Source organism: Maribacter sp. MMG018 (assembly GCF_018100785.1).
Classification (GTDB): domain Bacteria; phylum Bacteroidota; class Bacteroidia; order Flavobacteriales; family Flavobacteriaceae; genus Maribacter.
Map to the genome: position 1 here is coordinate 890133 of NZ_JAGJEC010000002.1, position 21557 is coordinate 911689.

At 37.8% G+C, this 21557-nt stretch carries 22 protein-coding genes and 1 tRNA gene; 17 read left to right on the forward strand and 6 right to left on the reverse strand.

Annotation, left to right across the window (positions count from 1 at the left end; genetic code table 11):
• Positions 1 to 37: 37 nt before the first annotated feature.
• From serC to J8L85_RS12290, 8 genes are all read left to right on the forward strand, one after another.
• Positions 38 to 1102, forward strand: a complete 1065-nt coding sequence (gene serC / locus J8L85_RS12255; RefSeq protein WP_211017612.1) for a 3-phosphoserine/phosphohydroxythreonine transaminase — start codon at positions 38 to 40, stop codon at positions 1100 to 1102.
• 5 nt (positions 1103 to 1107) lie between these two features.
• Complete coding sequence (locus J8L85_RS12260; RefSeq protein WP_211017614.1) at positions 1108 to 2058, forward strand: D-2-hydroxyacid dehydrogenase; 951 nt, start codon at positions 1108 to 1110, stop codon at positions 2056 to 2058.
• Positions 2059 to 2126: 68 nt separating this feature from the next.
• Entirely contained in the window at positions 2127 to 2759 is a 633-nt protein-coding gene (locus tag J8L85_RS12265; RefSeq protein WP_211017616.1) for a DUF937 domain-containing protein, read from the forward strand.
• Between the two features lie 68 nt (positions 2760 to 2827).
• On the forward strand, positions 2828 to 3280 hold the full coding sequence (locus J8L85_RS12270; protein ID WP_211017618.1) for a DUF6146 family protein: 453 nt from the start codon (positions 2828 to 2830) through the stop codon (positions 3278 to 3280).
• 29 nt (positions 3281 to 3309) lie between these two features.
• Positions 3310 to 3627: a DUF6787 family protein gene (locus J8L85_RS12275; RefSeq protein WP_211017619.1), complete on the forward strand. Its 318-nt coding sequence runs from the start codon at positions 3310 to 3312 to the stop codon at positions 3625 to 3627.
• A gap of 23 nt (positions 3628 to 3650) precedes the next feature.
• Positions 3651 to 3983 (forward strand): hypothetical protein, encoded by a 333-nt coding sequence (locus J8L85_RS12280; RefSeq protein ID WP_211017620.1) that lies wholly within the window; start codon positions 3651 to 3653, stop codon positions 3981 to 3983.
• Positions 3984 to 4059: 76 nt separating this feature from the next.
• Positions 4060 to 6438 (forward strand): TonB-dependent receptor, encoded by a 2379-nt coding sequence (locus J8L85_RS12285; RefSeq protein ID WP_247656649.1) that lies wholly within the window; start codon positions 4060 to 4062, stop codon positions 6436 to 6438.
• A gap of 14 nt (positions 6439 to 6452) precedes the next feature.
• Positions 6453 to 7007 (forward strand): type 1 periplasmic binding fold superfamily protein, encoded by a 555-nt coding sequence (locus tag J8L85_RS12290; protein WP_211017622.1) that lies wholly within the window; start codon positions 6453 to 6455, stop codon positions 7005 to 7007.
• 159 nt (positions 7008 to 7166) lie between these two features.
• Here J8L85_RS12290 and J8L85_RS12295 read toward each other — a convergent pair whose 3' ends face one another.
• The 4 genes from J8L85_RS12295 to folE form a co-directional block, all read right to left on the reverse strand.
• On the reverse strand, positions 7167 to 7619 hold the full coding sequence (locus tag J8L85_RS12295; protein WP_211017623.1) for a monoheme cytochrome C: 453 nt from the start codon (positions 7617 to 7619) through the stop codon (positions 7167 to 7169).
• Positions 7619 to 8839 carry a sulfite oxidase gene (locus J8L85_RS12300; protein ID WP_211017624.1) on the reverse strand — a complete coding sequence of 407 codons (1221 nt, stop codon included), beginning with the start codon at positions 8837 to 8839 and terminating at the stop codon, positions 7619 to 7621. The genes J8L85_RS12295 and J8L85_RS12300 overlap by 1 nt, the downstream gene beginning before the upstream one ends.
• A 54-nt stretch (positions 8840 to 8893) precedes the next feature.
• A complete protein-coding gene (locus tag J8L85_RS12305; protein WP_211017625.1) occupies positions 8894 to 9190 on the reverse strand; it encodes a hypothetical protein in 297 nt (98 codons plus the stop codon).
• 70 nt (positions 9191 to 9260) lie between these two features.
• Positions 9261 to 9860 (reverse strand): GTP cyclohydrolase I FolE, encoded by a 600-nt coding sequence (gene folE, locus J8L85_RS12310; RefSeq protein ID WP_211017626.1) that lies wholly within the window; start codon positions 9858 to 9860, stop codon positions 9261 to 9263.
• Positions 9861 to 10082: 222 nt separating this feature from the next.
• Between folE and J8L85_RS12315 the strand changes: the two genes are divergently transcribed.
• The 4 genes from J8L85_RS12315 (at position 10083) to J8L85_RS12330 (ending at position 13730) form a co-directional block, all read left to right on the forward strand.
• Positions 10083 to 10763, forward strand: a complete 681-nt coding sequence (locus J8L85_RS12315) for an ABC transporter ATP-binding protein (protein WP_211017628.1) — start codon at positions 10083 to 10085, stop codon at positions 10761 to 10763.
• Between the two features lie 13 nt (positions 10764 to 10776).
• Positions 10777 to 11334, forward strand: coding sequence for a CPBP family intramembrane glutamic endopeptidase (locus J8L85_RS12320; RefSeq protein ID WP_211017630.1), 558 nt, complete (start codon positions 10777 to 10779; stop codon positions 11332 to 11334).
• Entirely contained in the window at positions 11331 to 12095 is a 765-nt protein-coding gene (locus J8L85_RS12325) for a TIGR02757 family protein (protein ID WP_211017633.1), read from the forward strand. The genes J8L85_RS12320 and J8L85_RS12325 overlap by 4 nt, the downstream gene beginning before the upstream one ends.
• A gap of 144 nt (positions 12096 to 12239) precedes the next feature.
• The gene (locus J8L85_RS12330) at positions 12240 to 13730 is read left to right on the forward strand and encodes a carboxypeptidase (protein WP_211017635.1); all 1491 of its coding nucleotides are present in this window, start codon (positions 12240 to 12242) and stop codon (positions 13728 to 13730) included.
• A 7-nt stretch (positions 13731 to 13737) separates the two neighbouring features.
• Here the strand turns inward: J8L85_RS12330 and J8L85_RS12335 are convergent, their stop codons facing one another.
• Positions 13738 to 14190, reverse strand: a complete 453-nt coding sequence (locus J8L85_RS12335) for a hypothetical protein (RefSeq protein WP_211017637.1) — start codon at positions 14188 to 14190, stop codon at positions 13738 to 13740.
• A 100-nt stretch (positions 14191 to 14290) separates the two neighbouring features.
• On the opposite strand from J8L85_RS12335, the gene J8L85_RS12340 reads away from it, so the two are divergent.
• From J8L85_RS12340 to J8L85_RS12355, 4 genes are all read left to right on the forward strand, one after another.
• Positions 14291 to 14743 (forward strand): hypothetical protein, encoded by a 453-nt coding sequence (locus J8L85_RS12340; RefSeq protein ID WP_211017639.1) that lies wholly within the window; start codon positions 14291 to 14293, stop codon positions 14741 to 14743.
• 14 nt (positions 14744 to 14757) lie between these two features.
• Positions 14758 to 15444, forward strand: a complete 687-nt coding sequence (locus J8L85_RS12345) for an SGNH/GDSL hydrolase family protein (RefSeq protein ID WP_211017641.1) — start codon at positions 14758 to 14760, stop codon at positions 15442 to 15444.
• A gap of 6 nt (positions 15445 to 15450) precedes the next feature.
• On the forward strand, positions 15451 to 17166 hold the full coding sequence (locus J8L85_RS12350) for an NAD(P)/FAD-dependent oxidoreductase (RefSeq protein WP_211017643.1): 1716 nt from the start codon (positions 15451 to 15453) through the stop codon (positions 17164 to 17166).
• Between the two features lie 241 nt (positions 17167 to 17407).
• Entirely contained in the window at positions 17408 to 18970 is a 1563-nt protein-coding gene (locus J8L85_RS12355) for a M28 family peptidase (RefSeq protein ID WP_211017646.1), read from the forward strand.
• Between the two features lie 116 nt (positions 18971 to 19086).
• On the opposite strand, the gene J8L85_RS12360 is transcribed toward J8L85_RS12355, so the two are convergent.
• Positions 19087 to 19162: transfer RNA gene (locus J8L85_RS12360), tRNA-His, on the reverse strand.
• Positions 19163 to 19411: 249 nt separating this feature from the next.
• On the opposite strand from J8L85_RS12360, the gene J8L85_RS12365 reads away from it, so the two are divergent.
• Positions 19412 to 21406 carry a tetratricopeptide repeat-containing sensor histidine kinase gene (locus J8L85_RS12365; protein ID WP_211017648.1) on the forward strand — a complete coding sequence of 665 codons (1995 nt, stop codon included), beginning with the start codon at positions 19412 to 19414 and terminating at the stop codon, positions 21404 to 21406.
• Positions 21407 to 21557: the final 151 nt, after the last annotated feature.

Here is a 21557-nt window from a genome sequence, read left to right on the forward strand (position 1 = left end):
AGAAAATATAGACCTTTGCCCCCTTAATTAAAATAAAATGAAGAAGCATAATTTTAGTGCAGGCCCATGTATCTTGCCAAAAGAAGTTTTATTAAAAGCCTCGGAAGCCGTAATGGATTTGAACGGCTCGGGACTTTCTTTGGTAGAAATATCACATCGTAGTAAAGACTTTGTGGAAATCATGGAAAAAGCTAGATCATTGGTCATAGAACTTTTGGACCTTGAAGGTAAAGGATATCATGCATTATTTCTTCAAGGTGGGGCCAGTTTAGAATTTTTAATGGTCGCCTATAACCTTTTGGAAACAAAAGCAGGGTATTTAAATACCGGTACCTGGAGCGACAAGGCCATTAAAGAAGCTAAATTGTTCGGTGAAATAGTAGAGGTTGGTTCTTCTAAAGATGAAAATTTCAAATACATTCCAAAGGGCTACTCCGTTCCAGACGGGCTAGACTACCTTCACCTAACCTCTAACAACACAATATACGGTACGCAATTCAAAAAATTTCCTACTACAGATGCGCCCTTGGTATGCGATATGAGTTCGGATATTTTTTCAAGAAAGCTTGATTTTTCACAATTTGACCTTATTTACGCCGGAGCTCAAAAAAATATGGGGCCCGCTGGAACAACATTGGTTGTCGTTAAAGAAGAAATACTAGGAAAAGTCTCCCGACAAATACCCTCTATGTTAGACTACAAACTGCACGTTTCTAAAGACAGTATGTTTAACACACCTCCTGTATTTGCCGTATACACTTCTATGTTAACACTAGAATGGCTGAAGAATTTGGGAGGAATTTCCGCCATTGAGGAAATAAATGAAAAGAAAGCTCAATTATTATATTCTGAAATAGACCTAAACCCCGTATTTGAAGGTTATGCCAATAAAGAAGACCGTTCTATTATGAACGCCACCTTTAATTTAACGGATGAGGGACTTAAATCTACCTTTGAGGAAATGTTGAAAGAAGCCGGTATTAACGGATTGAACGGACATAGGTCTATTGGTGGTTACAGGGCCAGCATGTACAATGCGCTACCTTTGGACAGCGTAGGTGTTTTGGTAGATGTAATGAGTGAGATGGAACGCAAAGCATAAAAAAAATGAAAATACTAGCGAATGACGGAATATCGGAAAGTGGTATTTCGCTTCTAGAAAAAAACGGTTTTCAAGTTTTGACCACTACGGTGGCACAACAGCAACTTGCCAATTATATTAACGATAACGATGTTGTAGGCCTATTGGTTCGTAGTGCTACCAAGGTTAAAAAAGATGTTATCGACGCATGTCCGAAGCTTAAATTAATAGGACGTGGTGGTGTTGGTATGGATAATATAGATGTAGCTTATGCCGAAAGTAAAGGTATTCATGTAATCAACACACCCGCGGCATCGTCAGAATCTGTAGCCGAACTGGTTTTTGCACATTTATACGGTGGTGTCCGTTTTTTATACGATGCCAATAGAAATATGCCCTTAGAAGGTGATAGTAGATTCAAACAATTGAAAAAATCATACGGAAAAGGAAAAGAGCTTAGAGGCAAGACCTTGGGTATAATAGGTTTTGGAAGAATTGGACAAGCAACGGCAAAATTGGCTATAGGCGTGGGAATGAATGTAATCTATCATGATCCACAATTAGATGCCGTAGAGCTAGCACTACCCTTTTTTGATGGACAATCAGTTTCTTTTAAACTACAAAACACGGAAAAGGAACTTTTGCTCAAAGAAGCAGATTTTATAACGGTTCATGTGCCTTTTCAAAATGAATATGTGCTCGGCAAAAAGGAATTTGACATGATGAAAGATGGTGTTGGTATTATCAATGCCGCCCGAGGAGGTGTTATTGATGAGGTTGCCCTGGTTGCCGCTTTGGAAAGTAATAAAATCTCTTTTGCCGGTATGGACGTATACGAATCAGAGCCAAATCCTGAGATAAAAATACTTATGCATCCAAAAATTTCGTTGACACCTCACATTGGGGCCGCTACGGAAGAGGCACAGGATAGAATTGGTGTAGAATTGGCAGAACAAATCATTTCACGCCTAAAATAAGCATTGGTTTACCAATTTTAACTGCAGTTTTCGTACTTTAACGGACTAAACATTAAATTAACTATAAAATGGCAGGATTATTAGATTTATTAAATAGCCCAATGGGCAAGCAATTAATTAGCGGTGTAGCCGGGCAAACAAATCAACCCGAAAGCAAAACTGCAGATGTTTTAAGTATGGCCATGCCATTACTTTTAGGAGCAATGAAAAAGAATGTTTCCACTTCAGATGGAGCGGAAGGATTGATGAGTGCGTTATCGAGCAAACACGATGGTAGCATTTTGGATAACCTTGGCGGTTTGTTTCAAGGAGGCGTAGATGATTCGGTTGTACAGGATGGTGCCGGAATTTTAGGACACGTTTTTGGCGATAAACAACCTGTGGTAGAAAACACCTTGAGTCAAAAATCCGGTTTGGATGCAGGCTCTGTATCACAGATCATGAAAATAGCCGCCCCTATAGTAATGGGCTTTCTAGGCAAACAAACATCTCAAAGTAACGTAAGTGATTCTTCGGGTATGAACGCTTTGCTTGGCAGTATGCTAGGCGGACAACCACAAGAAAACCAAAGCTTGATCACTACCCTATTGGATGCCGATGGCGATGGTAGCATCTTAGACGACGTAGCAGGTATGGTAATGGGCAGCAATAAAAAAAGTGGTGGTATTGGAGGCCTATTGGGCGGATTATTCGGAAAATAAGATATCTTAACCATAATTAACAAGAGCCGTTTGAAATTTCAAACGGCTTTTTTTTGTATCTTAATAATATGAAATCTTTAATTAAAGTTATTGGTTTATTAACCATGACGGGGCTACTCGCTTATTGCTCCGCATCTAAAAATACCCTGTCCATTTCCGAAAAAGAAGCACAGGCATTTGAACTGGCAAAGGGCGATACCATAGCTATTTCCAATGAAGAAGTGGAATATGAGATCATAATTATAGAACCAGGCTTCAACACTTGGCTAAATTCCATAGCAAGACCAAAAGGCTATTACTCCCAATCGTTCATGGAAAACAGAAACCGGTTAATGGTCTTAGAATGGAACCAACGGGTAATTCAGCCACAAAGGTACGATCCAAGTCTGTATGAACAACAAATCAATTACGATCCCAATATAGATTATGGTTACGATGTCAATTACAAACTCTACAATTACTTTATTTATTTTCAAAGAAAATACAATCAGCGCTTAGGGCCCTTTATTCCTAGAATCTAAAAAAGTATCTTTGGCTTTTTTATAAGAAAATGGAGAAATTAAAAGAACGTTGGGGCATAACCAGTAATTTTCAGTTAATCATTATTTTTATTGTATTCGCCATAACCGGTTCTTCGTCCGTTTATGTAGCAAAACCATTCTTGAGCTTTATAGGTTTAGAGGCGCAAAATTTTTCTGACTCGTGGTGGGGGCCAATACTATATTGGGCACTTCGGATCATGCTCATTTTTCCGTTCTATCAAATTCTCTTGGTAATTTATGGTTGGTTATTCGGTCAATTCAAGTTTTTCTGGAACATAGAAAAGAAAATGCTAACGAGGCTTGGCCTCGGGTTTCTTTTTAATTAAGGCTTTTTTAACTTTAATAACCTTTGCAAATTGCTAGATTTGTGGTAGCTATGGGTAATTGGAAAAAAATTCTGAGCTTTTTCTTTTTGGCGACTTTGATTTTCATCAAGGTATCTTCATTGCATTTTGTTACTCACCAAGGAGAAAAAGAAAACCGTATAGAAAAATGCATGATTTGTGCCTTGGCAATGGACATGCAAAAAGTGGATTTTTTTCAGGCCGATACGGTAGTCTTTGAGCCAGAAATAATTCTTGTTTGGTTTGAACAGTCCTTTGATATCAATGAACAGACTTTTGACTCTGACAAGAGTGTTTATTCTTATTTTTCCAGACCTCCGCCTTCTATGCTTTCGTAAAAGCAACCCAAGAACCTATTTTAGGGGTTTAATATTCACTTAACATCTTTTATAATTTATGAGGACATGGTTTATCATGTTAGCTATAACATTGGTTCAATTTACGGTTGAAGCCCAAAAGTGTAACGGTGTCATTAGCGGAACAGTATCAGATTATCACGATAAGACCGTTTTAGTAGGTGCTTCCATTACCATTGCCGGTAATAGGGATGTGGTTTATTATACGGACGAGAAAGGCTTTTTTAAAATACCTGATCTTTGTGATGGCACTTATGAATTGGAGATTTACCACCCTGAATGCCAAACGGCTTTTATGACAGTTGAGCTGGAGACCTCTTTAGAACTAGATATATCCCTAGAACATCATATAGAAGAGCTTGAAGAGGTAAAGGTTGTTGGCAATAAGGCAACTAAAACCAACTCGGCTTTAGAAGAGACTTTAGATGTAAAAACCATTGAACATTTCGGAAGCGCTAGTTTGGGAGATGCCTTAAAAGAAATCAATGGAATTTCTTCTTTAAATACGGGAGCCAATATTGTAAAACCCACCATTCACGGTCTCTCGGGAAGTAGGGTCTTAGTTCTTAACAATGGTGTACGCATGCAAGACATGGAATGGGGAGCGGAGCATGCACCAAATGTAGATGTTAATGCAGCAGGTTCTATTTCTGTTATCAAAGGGGCCTCTGCCCTTCAGTATGGAGGTGATGCCATAGGCGGTGTTATTGTAATCGAACAAAATAGATTTGAAAAGAAAGATTCGCTCTTTGGAAAAACCATTCTGACAGGCATCTTGAACGGTCGAGGGGGCAAAGTAAATACCGATTTGGTAAAAACCTATAAAAATGGGTGGTTTGTAAAAGGACAGGCCTCATATAAGAAATTGGGAGATCTAGAAGCGCCAGATTATATACTGTCTAATACCGGAGTTAATGAAATTGGAGCTTCTCTTCATCTTGGTAAAGAGAATTTTACCACCGGATGGCGGGGTAGTTACTCCTATTTCAACACCGAAATTGGTATTCTTTCTGCATCACATATTGGAAGTGTAGATGATTTGATCAGGGCCATAAACGATGACCAGCCCACGGTTATTGAACCTTTTTCATATAATATTTCCAGCCCAAGACAAGAAGTTACCCACCATTTGGGAAAATTCAAATATTATAAAAGATTCGAAGGTCTAGGAAAACTGAATGTACAATACGATTTTCAGAGCAATAGACGGTATGAATATGATATAAGAACGGGAGACGACAAATACAAACCTTCTATTGATCTTAAATTAACCACTCACACCCTATCTACAGACTTTAAGCTTGATTCGAATTCAGGTTATAAATTGACTTTTGGTTTAATGGGAAGGTATCAAGATAATTTCGCGAATCCGGATACTGGTGTTAGAAGACTTATTCCTGATTATGAAAAAACAGATGCCGGGGCCTTTGCCGTAATGCAGTTCGATTTTGGGAACGGTTGGAATTTTGATACCGGAATACGTTACGATTATAGCAAGATCGATGCTAAAAAATATTATAAAACCTCAAGGTGGGAAGAGCGCGGCTATGATGAGGACTTTAACGACATAATTATCCGTGAAACGGGAAGTTCACAATACTTGACCAACCCTGTTTTTGATTATCACAATGTTTCCGGTACTTTGGGGCTCAAATATAGACCTGACAACCAAAATACCATCAGTTTCAACTACGCCTTGGCGAACAGGGCACCAAATGCATCTGAATTGTTCAGTGACGGATTGCACCACTCTGCAGCGAGGATAGAATTAGGGGATCTAAGAATTAATAGCGAAACATCACATAAAGTTTCTCTATCCATATCTAACCAAGGTGAGAAATGGGGATATACCTTGGAACCTTATGCTAATTTCATCAACGATTTTATTTACTTGGAGCCAACGGATGTCGAATATACTGTTAGAGGGGCATTCCCGGTTTGGGAATACCATCAGACCAATGCCCGAATTTTAGGTCTAGACCTATCTCTGTATTCAAACTGGACAAGCCACTGGAAAACAGACCATAAATTTTCGTTGACAAAGGGAAAGGACACAAGTGACGATGAACCGCTTATCAACATACCGGCAGCAAACATTAGAAACAAGGTTTCGTATAACACGCCGTGGAAAAACTTTGAGGTTGGCCTGGAAAGTAAATACGTGTTTAAACAAAACGAAACGCCCGCCGACATATACGTATACTCCCCCGAGCAAGGAGAAGATGTGCTTTTAGAGATTAATTCTGCCCCAGCGGCTTATCATATATTGTCCTTAAACAGTAGTATGGATTTTAATTTTGATAAAAGTACATTGACTGTTAGTCTGATAGGAACCAATATTTTGGATGTTTCTTACAGGGACTACCTAAATAGATTACGATATTTTGCTGATGATCTGGGCAGAAATATCATATTACAATTTAAACTCAATTATTAATTTTAATTTACATTATGAAAACCATTAAACTATTATCAATGCTGGCATTTGCTGGAATTGTTCTTGCATCATGTTCAGATGACGATAACGATCCAGAAGAAGTAAATGAAGAGGAAACCATAACTACCATGACGGTAACTCTTACCCCCGATGATGGAGGGACAGCAATTACACTAAAATCGGAAGATTCAGACGGAGATGGCCCTATTGAACCTGAAATTACCGTTTCTGGAAATTTAGTCGCAAACGCTACCTATAGTGGAAGCGTAACTTTTTCAAATGTAACCGAAGATCCTGTAGAGGATATTACCGAAGAGGTTGAAGGAGAAAATACCGAACATCAGTTGGTATATGTGTATACCGGTGCTATAATTGATGTATACAATTTAGATACCGATGATGACGGAAATGATTTAGGTCTTTCTTTTGATTTGGATACAGGTGATGCAGGATACGGAACATTACAGGTAGTGTTAAGACATGAACCAACAAAACCAAACGATGGTACATTAAGTGGTGCCGGTGGTTCAACAGATTTTACGGCAACCTTCAGTGTTACCGTAGAATAATAATTAGACGTACTTTAAGGCTCAATTTATAAGTATTACCCATCTGTATATACGGGTCTGTGAACGACTTTTTCCCTTGGCATAGAAAAGGGAGCCGAAGTAAGAGCCAACAACTTTAAAGATCCCTTCGATTAAAACACATTAGATCGAAGGGATTTTTTATTGGTCCAACTTGTACCATTCAATATTAGACAGCGCTTTTCTTCTTCCCTTTTTAAAAGGTGGATAATTCGTAGTCAAGTAATCCACAATTATTTTTTGATTGTCACCCAAGTCCCATAAACCTTGAGTTTCTTGCATCCAACGAATGGTACTGTTCCATTGCTCCTCTCCCATTCTATTCTGAATGATCAATTTAGATGAATGGCACGTGGTACAATTATTAATTACTTCTTGTAAACCTTCGGCCTCTATAAGTCCTGTACGTACATGAATGCCATTCTCTACCTTATCAGGGTCCATTTCCGTTATGTCCGTCACTTCTTCTTCAGATTCCTCGGGTCCTACTAAGTACCACACACCTGTTCCTATAAAAAGAAAGAGAAAAGCAACCACAATGGGCCACTTATATTTTGAAGATGTGTTTTTAGCGGGGTTGTTTTTACCTTCCATTATACCACTTTTACCGCAATACGGTGACATGCGTTGTTCAAATATCCTTTTGGGTTCCAACCTGGCAACACCATAGGCTGCTTATTTCCGTTTGTATCGGTAGCCCTGGCCCAGATTTCATAATAACCCTTTTTAGGAAAGTTTACCTCTCCGCTAAAATGTTGCCATGCCAACCTGTTCACCGGTTTTTGAACATTAATGGTTTTCCAGCTAGAACCAAAATCTATGGAATATTCCATTTCGGAAACCTCTAGCTCGCCTGCCCATGCATGCCCCCTGATCTTCAACGATTTTCCTTCATCTATGATCGCTCCCGATTTTGGATATGTAATCAGCGACTTTACGGGCATAGACTCTATAATACACATATCGGCATCATCCACCTTTTCCCCCGGTGCCACTGTCTCACAAGGTACACGATACGAGCTTCCTCCCATTTTTTCTCCATCATGTATTTTGTTTCTAATACTGATACCGTTCAACCATTTACCAGAAACGGATGCAGGCCATCCACCGGCAACTAATCTTAACGGATAACCATGTGTTAACGGTATATCTTCGCCATTCATGGCAAATGCCAAAATAGTTTCGTCTTGCAGGGCCTTGGCTATCGGCATACCTCTTGATATGGGTTCTTTTTGTGGGTTTCGGCTAAGGTGTATATCCGCTCCGTGATAACCTATATATACGGCATCGTCCTTAATTCCTACGTCTTCTAAAACATCCTTTAACCTAACTCCCGTCCACTCTGCACAAGAAACGGCACCTATGCTCCATTGGTTACCTTTCGCCGGCGGGTCAAATTCACTACGCCCATTACCTCCACACTCTAGGGTAAGTTGATATGTATAATGCTTAAATTTTGACTTAAGGTCCGCTAATGAATACGTTTTTTCGTTCAAGACCGACTCTCCGTCTATCTTTAATTGCCATGTAGAAACATCTATGTCTTCGGGTATGATGCCATTATTACGAATAAACATAAATTTATTGGGAGTAACATCGTCATTAAGAAGATGCGCCTTGGCTTCCATATTCCATGGTTTGTCGTTCAGCAAGACCATTTCGGGGTCTTTATGGAACATTTTAAAGGGATCTGGCTCTTGAAATGCTAGGGGGGAATACCCTTCCGGCAGAAGGTTTCTATATACAATATCGCTAAGTAAAACCGTTGAAACGGCCCCTACACCTGCTTTTTTTACAAAGTTTCTTCTTTTCAATCTGTAACTATTTTGCAATAAAGTTACATATTTTAAGAGCGAACTAAAAAATCATTAAACCTGAATTGTTTGTTTTTTAGACTTTTTAAAAACATAGGTATAAAACCACATAATCGTAAATGTGGGTATCACATCCAAACCTGGAATAATCTCCTCTATGAAAGTGACTACACCTGCCGCCTGACCAACTTTACCCTTGTACATACGGGTCATTAGCCAACCCGACAAGGGTGCCCAGATAATATCCGAAAATTCTCCAATGAACGGAATTGCAAAAGAGAGCATTCCTATCGCATCGAACAAAAGTCCCAAAAAGAGTTGTTTATATTTTTTGTCTTTAGTAACTGACATAGTATAAAATTAATGATCTTATTGTTGATAAAGCAACAAAGATGCCAAAAGTTACGGTCTGCATATTACATTAAGACAATTCGGACCCAATAAGTTTCAAGAATTCGTTACGGGTCTCTATTTTTTCAAATTGTCCTCTAAAACCAGAAGTGGTAGTTACCGAATTTTGTTTTTGAACACCCCTCATCATCATACACATATGTGAAGCTTCTATAACTACTGCCACACCTTTAGGTTTTAAAGTGTTGTTTAGACATTCTAGAATATCATGGGTAAGACGTTCTTGAACCTGGAGTCTTCTGGCAAACACATCTACGATTCTTGGAATCTTGCTAAGCCCTACTATTTGACCGTTTGGTATATAGGCCACGTGGGCCTTCCCAAAAAAGGGCAACATATGATGCTCGCATAAAGAATACAATTCGATATTTTTAATAATAACCATGTCATCGTAATCTTCCTTAAACATGGCCCCTTTTAATATTTCCTCCGCATCTTGTTGATATCCCTGGGTTAGAAACATCATTGCCTTTGCGGCGCGTTCGGGTGTTTTTAACAAACCGTCTCTACCGACATCTTCGCCAATTTCATTTATGACCGAAGAAAACTTCTCCTTTAATTCATCCGTTATCTCTAAGTTGTATTCTTCAAAATTTCTATATGGCGACATGTAGTATGTTTAATTAATTTAATAAAATGATAAACAAAAATAGGTAATTGTTTACCCTATTAGGGCTAATATATAGTTAAAATTGTTCTTTTTTGATTAAAGGGTATAAGTATTATTTATAACGGTAATAGTAAAAGATTATATGTGTAAATTATCAAGAGTAAATTGTTATTTTGTTATCTGACCCCCATTCTTTAATTTCACCATTTTATTTACCGTTACATGATAAAAGCCTCGAACATCCATAAATATTATGGAGAACTGGAAGTATTAAAGGGTGTGGACCTGCACATTAAGAAAGGAGAGATTGTCTCTATAGTAGGTGCCTCCGGTGCCGGTAAAACGACACTTTTACAAATTCTCGGCACATTGGACGTTCTGTCCAATGTAACCGACGGACACCTATTGGTGAATGGTACCGAAACCACCCGCTTATCGGACAAAGAGTTGGCCAAATTCAGAAATGAACACATCGGTTTCATTTTTCAATTTCACCAATTGCTTCCAGAGTTTACCGCTATTGAAAATGTTTGCCTGCCTGCCTTTATAAAGAAAACACCCAAAAAAGAAGCCGAAAGCAGGGCCAAAGAATTATTGAATTTTTTAGGCCTATCACATAGAGAGAACCATAAGCCTTCCGAGTTATCCGGTGGTGAGCAGCAAAGGGTCGCTGTGGCAAGGGCATTGATAAACAACCCGTCCATTATTTTTGCGGACGAGCCCAGTGGAAATTTAGATTCCGAAAGCGCCGACAGGCTTCATAATCTCTTTTTTGAGTTACGCGAAAAATTTGGCCAAACCTTTGTAATAGTAACCCATAATGAGGATTTGGCCGAAATGGCCGACAGAAAATTGACCATGGTAGATGGTAAGATAGTCGACAAGGAAATCATCACATCATAAAACCTTCCACTGTATGCTAAAAGAGGTTATTGATTTCGCCAAAAAACCTATTTACAAAGAAGAAAAAAACACTAGTAGCGAGTATAAATTTCGAACATTGGTAAAACTTGTGGCAATCGCCCTTGTCATCAGCATCGGCTTAAGCATTGTCATAGGCATTGTTCAGCTGGTTTTTAATATTGATGTAGGCAAACATGCCATGGATGATTTTTTGGAGGACTACTCCCCTATCTACCTTTTGTTGGGGGCCGCTGTAGCAGCTCCGGTAATTGAAGAATTATTATTTAGGGGCCCCATGATATGGTTTAAGAACAATAAATTTTTTCCTTACGTCTTTTACATCCTCACACTGGGTTTCGGGTTTATGCACATTAGCAATTATGAAATTTCTACAGAGGTCATACTACTATCTCCCCTGTTAGTGGCCCCACAATTATCTGTAGGAGTATTACTGGGGTTTATAAGGGTAAAGTTCGGACTAATATGGTCTATGGCATTACATGCCCTATACAACCTAGTTTTGGTCGGCCCTATTTTTTTACTTAAAATTTTAGATATTCCTTTAGAATGACAAGAACAGAATTAAAGGATTTTTTAGAAGCAAAGGTCGTTGCCTATAACAATCCGAAATTTTTGGAGTCGGACCCAATTCAAATTCCACATCTTTATACCAAAAAGGAAGACATTGAAATCAGTGCTTTTCTTACGGCTACTATAGCTTGGGGCAATAGAAAAAGTATTATCAAAAATGCCCATAGAATGATGGATCTAATGGGAAACAGCCCCTTTGATTTTGTTATGAACCACCAACCGGCCGATTTAGAACCATTGCACCCATTTGTTCATAGAACTTTCAACGGTACCGACTTTATTTATTTTATAAAAAGCTTACAAAACATATACCTAAACCATAATGGCTTAGAAGGCATATTTGAAAAGCATCAAGAAAAAGATTCGCTACAACCGACTATTTCTAAGTTTAAGGAACTCTTTTTTGAGCTGCCCTATGAACAGAGAACAACAAAGCATGTATCGGACCCATTAAAGGGCTCTGCGGCGAAACGTATTAATATGTTTCTTCGATGGATGGTTAGGGATTCTAGCTCCAATGTAGATTTTGGAATATGGAAAAACATTTCACCATCCAAACTCTCTTGTCCATTAGACGTTCATTCGGGCAATGTAGCACGAAAGCTTAAATTGTTAAAGCGTAAGCAAAACGACGCCAAGGCCCTTTATGAGTTAGATAAGAACTTGCGAAAATTGGACCCCATGGACCCCGTTAAATATGATTTTGCCCTTTTTGGCCTGGGAGTATTCGAAAAATTTTAAAACAATTACCTTATCAGATTAACCCTGAACAACACTTCTCTTTTTTCTTTAAACAATTAACATAATATTCACTTTTTTTCTAATAAAAACAAATTCCCGTTCTACAAGGAATCCTTATTTTTAAGGAACTAATTCAAACTACCAATGAAAAAATATTATTTCTTTACCATTCTCTTATTTTCCTTACAATCCACAATTTTTGCACAAAGCCGTAAACTACCTGTAGATACAGTGGTTACAACGCAACATAGTGTGACGATCAAAGGATCTACCATTAATTATACGGCACAAACTGGAACACAACCCGTTTGGGATGAAAACGGAGAGCCCATTGCCTCTTTACATTACACCTACTACACCAAGAACAATGTAAAAGATAGAGCAGCAAGACCTCTTTTAATTTCTTTTAACGGAGGCCCGGGTTCTGGCTCTGTTTGGATGCACTTGGCCTATACGGGACCAAGAATTTTAAAAATTGATGATGAAGGATATCCCATACAGCCCTATGGTGTTAACCAAAATCCGTATTCGGTACTCGACGTTACCGATATTGTCTACGTAAATCCGGCCAATACAGGATATTCACGAACCATACCTGAAACGGGAGAAAAAGTAGATCGTAAAAAATTCTTCGGCATCAATGCCGATATTAAATATTTGGCCGAATGGTTAAATACCTTTGTAACACGTAACAACAGATGGCGTTCCCCTAAATATATAATTGGCGAAAGTTATGGAGGCCCTAGGGTAATGGGACTGTCGCTAGAACTGCAAAATAGACAGTGGATGTACCTGAACGGTGTTATTTTAGTTTCGCCGGCAGATTACAAGATCATTAGAAACGAAGGTCCGGTAGCGGAAGCTATAAACCTACCATACTATACCGCAGCGGCGTGGCACCATAAGGCTTTGCCTGCGGCCCTACAAAGCAAAGACCTATTGGATATTCTTCCGGAATCGGAAGATTACACGATCAACACTTTAATTCCTGCTTTGGCAAAAGGTGGTTTTATTGATGAGAACGAAAGAAAAAGTATCGCCGAAAAAATGGCCTATTATTCCGGTTTAAACACCAAAGACATTATCGACCAGAACCTATCCGTACCTACTTCTTTCTTTTGGAAAAACCTTTTAAAGGACAAAGGAGGTTTTACCGTAGGTAGATTGGATTCGAGATATTTGGGAATGGACAAGCAGTTAATGGGCATGCGACCAGATTACAATTCTGAGCTAACCTCTTGGTTACATAGCTTTACACCTGCTATTAATTACTACCTTCAGGAAGAACTAAAGTTTAAGACCGACGTAAAATATAATATGTTCGGCCCTGTTCACCCTTGGGACAACTCTAACGAGAACACTAGGGAAAATTTAAGACAGGCCATGGCACAGAATCCTTATTTGAACGTTTTGGTACAGTCTGGGTATTATGATGGAGCCACAACATATTTTAATGCAAAATACCTAATGTGGCAAGTGGACCCAAGTGGTAGAATGAAAGACCGCTTTAGTTTTAAAGGATACCGTTCGGGGCACATGATGTATCTAAGAAAAGAAGATCTCGAAAAGGCCAATGATGATATCAGGGATTTTATAAACAAAACCTTGACCAATGGTAAAAGCGCCAAGTATTAAATAGATACTACCTATTTAGCACTTTTGGCGAAATAGATAAAAGAACGAGAGAAGTTTTTGGAATCGGTACAATTTTGGGGCTAAGATATAACCTATCTTGGCTTCCTATTGCATCTTTGAACAACTGCTCTCGTTTTCTTTTTTTTCGCTGTTTAAACAGATCTATGGTAACGCCCACAGTAGCACCTCCCAGTACAGTTGCCAATAAATCTTTATTGTCCCAGCCGTTATATTGATGCTCATCTATACTTTCTTTTGCCAAACCTATTAACAGACTCCCACCAATGGCACCTACAAAGGTCCAAGTCCTATCCCCTTTCGAAATCTGGCTAGCGACCCCTGCCCCTACCAATCCGTACAAATTTCCTCCCAAAAAGTGCAGTACCTTATCCTCCTCCAGTTGCGAATAGCCTTTTGTGACGATTGTGACAATAAAACAAAACAGAATTAATTCCTTCATAATCCAGCAAATATATCGAAAGCAAATAAAAACCGTTTTGTTAATGGTAAAATTTAAGTTAACCCATTTAAAATAGTATCTTGGAATACTTTTATATTATATGGTTGCCAAGACTTTTTTAAAAACACTTTCTTTTATTCATCTATCGCTAGTAATTGGTCTGTTAGCGGTTACGGGCATTATATTATTCCAGGGCAAGGGATTTAGTGCAGATACGAACGGTGATGATATATTTCTGTATATAGTACCGATTATTTCAATAATTGGTTATTTTGGCGGACAGTTTCTTTTTAACAGAAGTATCTCAAAAATAAATAGGGAGCAATCAATGAAAGAGAAACTTACAACATATACGTCGGCCAGCCTAGTGAAATATGCCTGTATAGAGGGTCCGGCTATTATATGTCTTGTTGCCTATTATAGTACCGGTAATGCACTACCACTTACCATTGCTTTTTGCTTAATGGCATTTTTGATAGTGCAAAGGCCCTCTAAGCATAGAATTATAGGGCAATTGCCTTTAACACCTGAAGAAAAAAAAGAATTTCAATAAAACTTTATACAAAAATGAAACATATAAAACCTTTGATCATTGCATTGTTCATTTCTTTATTTAACTTAAACTATGGTGTTGCCCAAGACTGGGCAAACTTAAAAATGTTTGAAGAAGCCAACAAAAAGATAGGAGCCCCCAGCGAAGGAGAAAATAGAGTTGTTTTCATGGGGAACTCCATTACTATAGGATGGTTAAACTCGAGACCTGAATTTTTTGAGGGCAAACCATATATCAATCGTGGTATTAGTGGACAAACAACTCCACAGATGCTTGTTCGTTTCAGGCAAGATGTTATAGACCTTGCCCCAAAGGCCGTGGTAATACTTGCAGGCACCAATGACATTGCAGGTAATACGGGACCGTCTACAATTAAAATGATTATGGACAATATTAAAGGTATGGCAGAAATGGCCCATGCAAATGGTATCAAGGTAATTCTATCCTCTACCCTACCAGCTTATGACTATCCATGGAGACCGGGATTAGAACCAGCAAATAAAATTATAGAACTCAACAGAATGATCAAAGAGTATTCGGAGGCAAAAGGCCATATTTATCTTGACTATTTTTCAAAAATGGCAGATGAAAGAAACGGGCTACCTAAAAAATATGCCAAAGATGAAGTACACCCCACCGTTGAAGGTTACAAAGTAATGGAGCCTCTGGTGGAAGCGGCGATAGAAAAGGCCTTGAAATAGAAAATATTGAAAGAAGACAGAAAATCAGATAATTTAAAGAATCAGTTTTGGGACACTATTATAATAGGTTCGGGCGCCGGCGGCTTAGCTGCGGCCATTTGCCTATCTAGAGCTGGCCAAAAAGTGCTATTACTGGAGCAACATGATGTTCCGGGAGGCTGGTGCCATAGTTTTTATTTAAACGGACATAGGTTTACACCTGGTGTACATTATATAGGTTTGCTGGGCGAAGGTGAGTCCACCAGTAACCTGTACAAAGGTTTAGGAATCGCCAATGACCTTGTTTTCTTTAAAATGAACCCAAACGGATATGAACATGTACATATAGGTGAACACAGATTTGATTATCCTAGCGATCCCAAAGAACTAGAAGAACGGCTGATAAAAAGGTTTCCGAAAGAAAAAAAGGGAATTAAAAAATACCTTAAGTACATTAATCTCGCAAGTAAAGAACTCCACTCCATACCATATATCAAAGGATTTTGGAAAAATTTGACCTTGCCCTATCGTACCCGACATTTTGGCAGATACAGTCTTTTTAGTCTAAAAAGGGTTATCGATTGGCATGTAAAAGATCCCTTATTAAAGAATATTCTGAACATTCAGTGTGGAGACCACGGCCTACAACCTAGTAAAGCATCCTTTATTCTGCACGCAGCTTTAATGTACCATTATTTTCAGGGTGGCTATTACCCAATGGGTGGCGGAGGTGCCTTGGTAAAGGCGATGACAAAAAAATTTAAGAATAATGGAGGAGAACTAAGGACATCAACAGCGGTACAAAAAATAATACTGGAGAACAGCGGTACCAAAAAGGCCATTGGTGTAGAATTATATGATGGACAACAAATTTTTGCGAAAAATATAATTTCAAATGCCGATGTAGGTATCACCTATAATAAATTGGTAGGCAGGGACAACCTTAGCAATAAACTACGTAGGAAGCTAGATAAAACGTTATATTCATGTACATCGTTGATGCTTTTTTTAACGGTTGATATGGATGTTAGAAAAGCTGGAATGGACTCTGGAAATATTTGGCTAATGCCAGATATGGAAGCAGATGACTATTACGACCTGGCCATGGGGAGCGATATTCTAAAAGGAGATGCTTTCGAAGGTATGTTCATAAGTTGTACCACTATAAAAGACCCTACCAGTTATGACGGTAAACACCATGTAATCGAAGCTATAACCTTTATTAATTATGAAGCTTTTCACAAGTTTAGTGGAGAGACCCAAGAAAGATCCACAGAGTATCTAGAATTTAAGGAAAAGCTTACCAAAAAAATGATAAAAGGTCTAGAAAAGGTTCTTCCGAATGTAAGCGAACATATTGTACATAAAGATTTGGGAACCCCTATGACCAATGAATATTATATCAACACCACCAATGGCAACGTTTATGGTACAGAAAAAAGCCTCAAACATATAGGCCCTTTTGCTTACAGGGCAAAAAGTGAGATAAAGAACCTTTATTTATGTGGCGCCAGTATTCTGTCTCATGGAGTTGCGGGTGCAGGACATTCGGGTGTGGCAACGGCGGCATTGATCTTGGGCTGTTCTCCCGATGAACTTAAAAAACCGGATTCAGATCAAAAAATATTAATATTAGAAGCTGAGGACGATATTTGTAATTACCCCGAGAAGGTTCGTAAAAAAATACAGTCCCGGCAAAGAAAAGAAAACAACAAAGAGAATTCTTTGACCGAGCAGCTTTAGAGACGTTGCAAAGTAAATATAAATCTTTCTAACTTTTTACTCCGGCATTATTAGCATGCGTTATCTATGTTTTTTGTTCTACCGTTTTTTTTTGCGTGTAAAGGGTTGGAAAATTCATATCGCTTTTCATTTATAATTTATAAGCCTAACTATGGCAAATGGTAATTCTAACCGATTCTGCTTATTGATATGGTGCTATAGTTATCTTTTGATTATTTTTGGGAAATTTTGATTTCAAAACATGAAAAAAACACTACTCATTTTAGCTGGTTTATTGGTTGGTTGTAATTCTTCCCAAAAAACCGTTTCAAAAGAAAACACTTCAGAAACAACTAATATTGTTAGTCCTGTTGTATATGGCGAGACTATTACCCAAGAAGAACTAAAGGACCATTTGTATATATATGCATCCGACGAATTTGAGGGCAGGGAAACCGGGCAGCCAGGCCAAAAAAAGGCAATTGCATACATTAAGAACGAGTATGAAAAATTGAATATTCCCCCTGCAAAACCAGATGGCGACTATTTTCAAAAGGTGCCAATAGAAATAAGCAACCTTCCTATTGGAAAATTAAGTATAGACAATACCGACTTTTTATTAGGAGAGCATGTACTTACTTTTAGTGCTGCCCAAACAACAAATACTCCAATTGTTTATGCAGGCTACGGTATTGAGGACGAAGGTTATTCAGATTATGAAGGTCTTGATGTCACTGATAAAATGGTACTCGTAAAGTTTGGCGAACCAATGAACGGTGATGGTACCTATAAAATATCGGGTACATCTGAAAAATCTGTTTGGAGCAACGCATCAGAATCATTAAGCAAACGCATTCAACTTGCCGTAGACAAAGGGGCTAAAGGAATTTTCTATTTAGACACTGATAATTTCAGCAGATTTAAAAGAAGGTTCGACTTTATGAAAGGCAACAATAGTGGCCGAATGAGCCTTAAAAACAATAACAATGATTTTTCGAGCCTCTTTATTGATGAGACTTTGGCAAAAGCTATATTACCTAGCATTGACAGTGATAATTCGCCAAAAGTATTAAAAACAACAACCTCGCTCGATTTTAAAAGTTCTAATGAAGAAATAGATTCGGAAAATGTTATTGCTTTTATAAAAGGTTCGGAAAAGCCAGATGAATATCTTGTAATTTCTTCGCATCTTGATCATATAGGAATCTCGTCTAATGGTGAAATTAACAACGGTGCCGATGACGATGGTTCTGGTACCGTGGCACTTTTAGAGATAGCCGAAGCATTTAAGAAAGCAAAAGATGATGGTAATGGCCCCAAAAGATCAGTGGTTTTCTTGCATGTAACCGGTGAGGAAAAAGGCCTTTTGGGTTCTCAGTACTATACTGATTTCGACCCTATTTTTCCTTTGGAACAAACGGTTACCAACCTAAATATTGACATGATCGGTAGAATAGACCCTAAAAGAGAAGGGGATAGAAATTATATCTACCTTATTGGTTCGGACAAGTTGAGCACAGAACTACACGAGCTATCGGAAGAAGTTAATGAGAAATACGCCAATATAGAATTGGATTACACCTATAACGATGAAAACGACCCTAACCGGTTTTACTACAGAAGTGACCATTATAACTTTGCAAAGAACAATATTCCCATCATTTTTTATTTTAATGGTACCCACGATGATTACCATAGACCTGGAGACACCCCTGACAAAATAAACTATGATCTATTGGAAAACCGTACACGGCTTGTTTTTTATACGGCCTGGGAGCTTGCCAACAGAGACAACCCAGTGACTGTGGACAAAGCCACCAAATAAAAGGATTACCTAACATAAAAAGACCGATCTAGTTTAGATCGGTCTTTTTTTTGTCAATTTAACCAACTCAAAAAAAAGTCTCGAATGATATCATTCGAGACTTATGGTTATGCTTTGGGTGGAAGACCGGGTTCGAACCGGCGACCTCTGGAACCACAATCCAGCGCTCTAACCAGCTGAGCTACAACCACCATATTCAAGCGGTGGCAAAGGTAATTTTTTTTATCTGATCTTTCAAAAGATTCTACATAAATTATATCACCTTTCTTATAAGTACTTGATTAATAATTTTTTTTATGTTTAAATTTACAACACAAAAGTTTGGAGCAACTCCAATCTTGTTTAACCATATATTTTTATAGCTTGCCAAATAGATTCCCCAAAATACCCTTATACAGTAATTTTTCATTCCACCTAACAGCTTTGGTTTTATGCGCGTTATTGTCTGTAAATAAAGTACATACACAAACAGATAGCATTACTAACCTAAAGAAGGAAATAGAACTTTTTAGAATAAATAGTGCTAATTATAAAAAAGACACTACCTATATCGCCTTATTGAACAAATTAAGTTGGCAGTCGCGTTATTCCAATACGGACACCATGCTCTTATTGGCAAAAGAAGCATATAGGCTTAGCGAACTCATAAATTATGAGAGCGGAAAAATAAAAGGACTCTTAAACAAATCTGGATACTACCTCTATACGGGTAAACCGGAAGAATGTATAAAGTATTCGTTACAGATTTTAGAAAAAATACCTAATTGCGAAAATGACCTGAACGCCTTAGAGATATATAATCAAATCGGACAGGCCTATTTTATACAGGCCGATTACCCAAATTCCTACAGATCGTTCTCACAATCGATAGAAATAGCGGAGAACACAGAACACACAGAATTTTTAATTCGTGGAAATCTTAATTTGGGGGTTATGTTCAGTCTACTACATAACTACGAACAAGCTAAAAATTATTTGTTCAAGGGGCTAGAATATTTTCAAAACTATGACGATGAAGGCCTAAAAGCCAAACTAACTTCCAATCTCGGTTATACCTTGGCACAAATGGGGGAACTGGATGAAGCCGAATCACAATTGGATTATAGTATTTCTGTTTTTGAAAAACATAAAATTCCCGAATGGCTCTCTTTCGGTTTAACGACCAGGGGTTTTGTTGCCTTAAGCAAAAAGAAGTATGAAGAAGGAAAGAGACTTTATGAGAAATCGTTGAAAATTCATGAAAACCTAAATGATAAAAAAGGTTATACGGACGCTCTTTTTGGTTTAGCTAAGGCAAATCTCGGACTTCATAATTATTCTGTATCCGAAAACTTGGCAAAACAAAGTTTAGATCTGTATTCAAGTATCGGTATTAAACCAGGGAGAGAAGAGTGTTATAAATTATTATCGAAACTATACAAAATCGACAAAAAACCTGAATTGGCATTGGAATACATGGAAAAGGCCAATACTTTATCAGATTCCATCGCCAAAGAAGAAAATAATATCAACATAACCATGTTGAATGCCAGATTACAATTTCAAAAAGAAAAAGAAGCAATAGAAAATAAGAACGTTCATAAAATAGCACAACAAAAAAGGTATATTCAATTTAGTTTGGTCGCATTATTCGCCAGTATACTTTTAATTGTGTTTATATATCTTGCCCATAGAAGAGTAAAGGGTTTAAATGCGATATTGGCCGAGAAAACCAAAATACTTTCGGAAAACAAAAACGAACTTGATCAAATAAATAAAAACCAAGATAAGCTCTTTTCTATTGTCGGCCATGACCTCAGAGGGCCAATTACTTCATTAAAAAGCTTATTGCATCTTTCTTTGGAAGATAAGGAAGGAGAAAATTATTTTAGAAAATTTGCGCCAAAACTACAGAACGATCTAGACCATATACAGTTTACCTTGGACAACCTTTTAAATTGGGGGCAAACCCAAATGAAAGGGGCCAACATTACAATTGGCGAGGTACTGGTCAAAAAAGAAATAATGGATATAATAGGATTGTTCGACAAAAATCTCTCTGAAAAAAGCATTGAGGTAACTAATGACCTGACCGAAGAAATGTGCGTTCGGTCAGATGTCAACCATTTTAGTATCATATTCAGAAATTTAATCAGTAACGCCATTAAATTTACACCAGAAAATGGCCATATAGAGATAAAGGCCAAAAACAATAATAACACCCTAAAAATATCTGTTAAGGATAATGGCATAGGCATGGATGCAGATACTTTAGATAAAATATGGAACAGCCCAGAACACTATTCCACTTATGGCACCAATAATGAAAGAGGGACCGGTCTTGGGCTATTGTTGTGTAAAGAAATGGTAGAAAAAAATAATGGTACTATTACTGTAGAAAGTTCTCTTGGTCGTGGTACCACTTTTCATGTTACACTCCCTAAAAGGGTACTTTAAAAGTCTCCTACCTTATAAATACTTTGCTTTCTTTTTTAAATCCGTATCATTTATTATTTATAAGTTAATTAAGTAATAAATAAAAATTCTTAAAATCATATTTCCGACGAAATGCATATTTGAGTCGTTGAAACACACAAAAAATGGCATT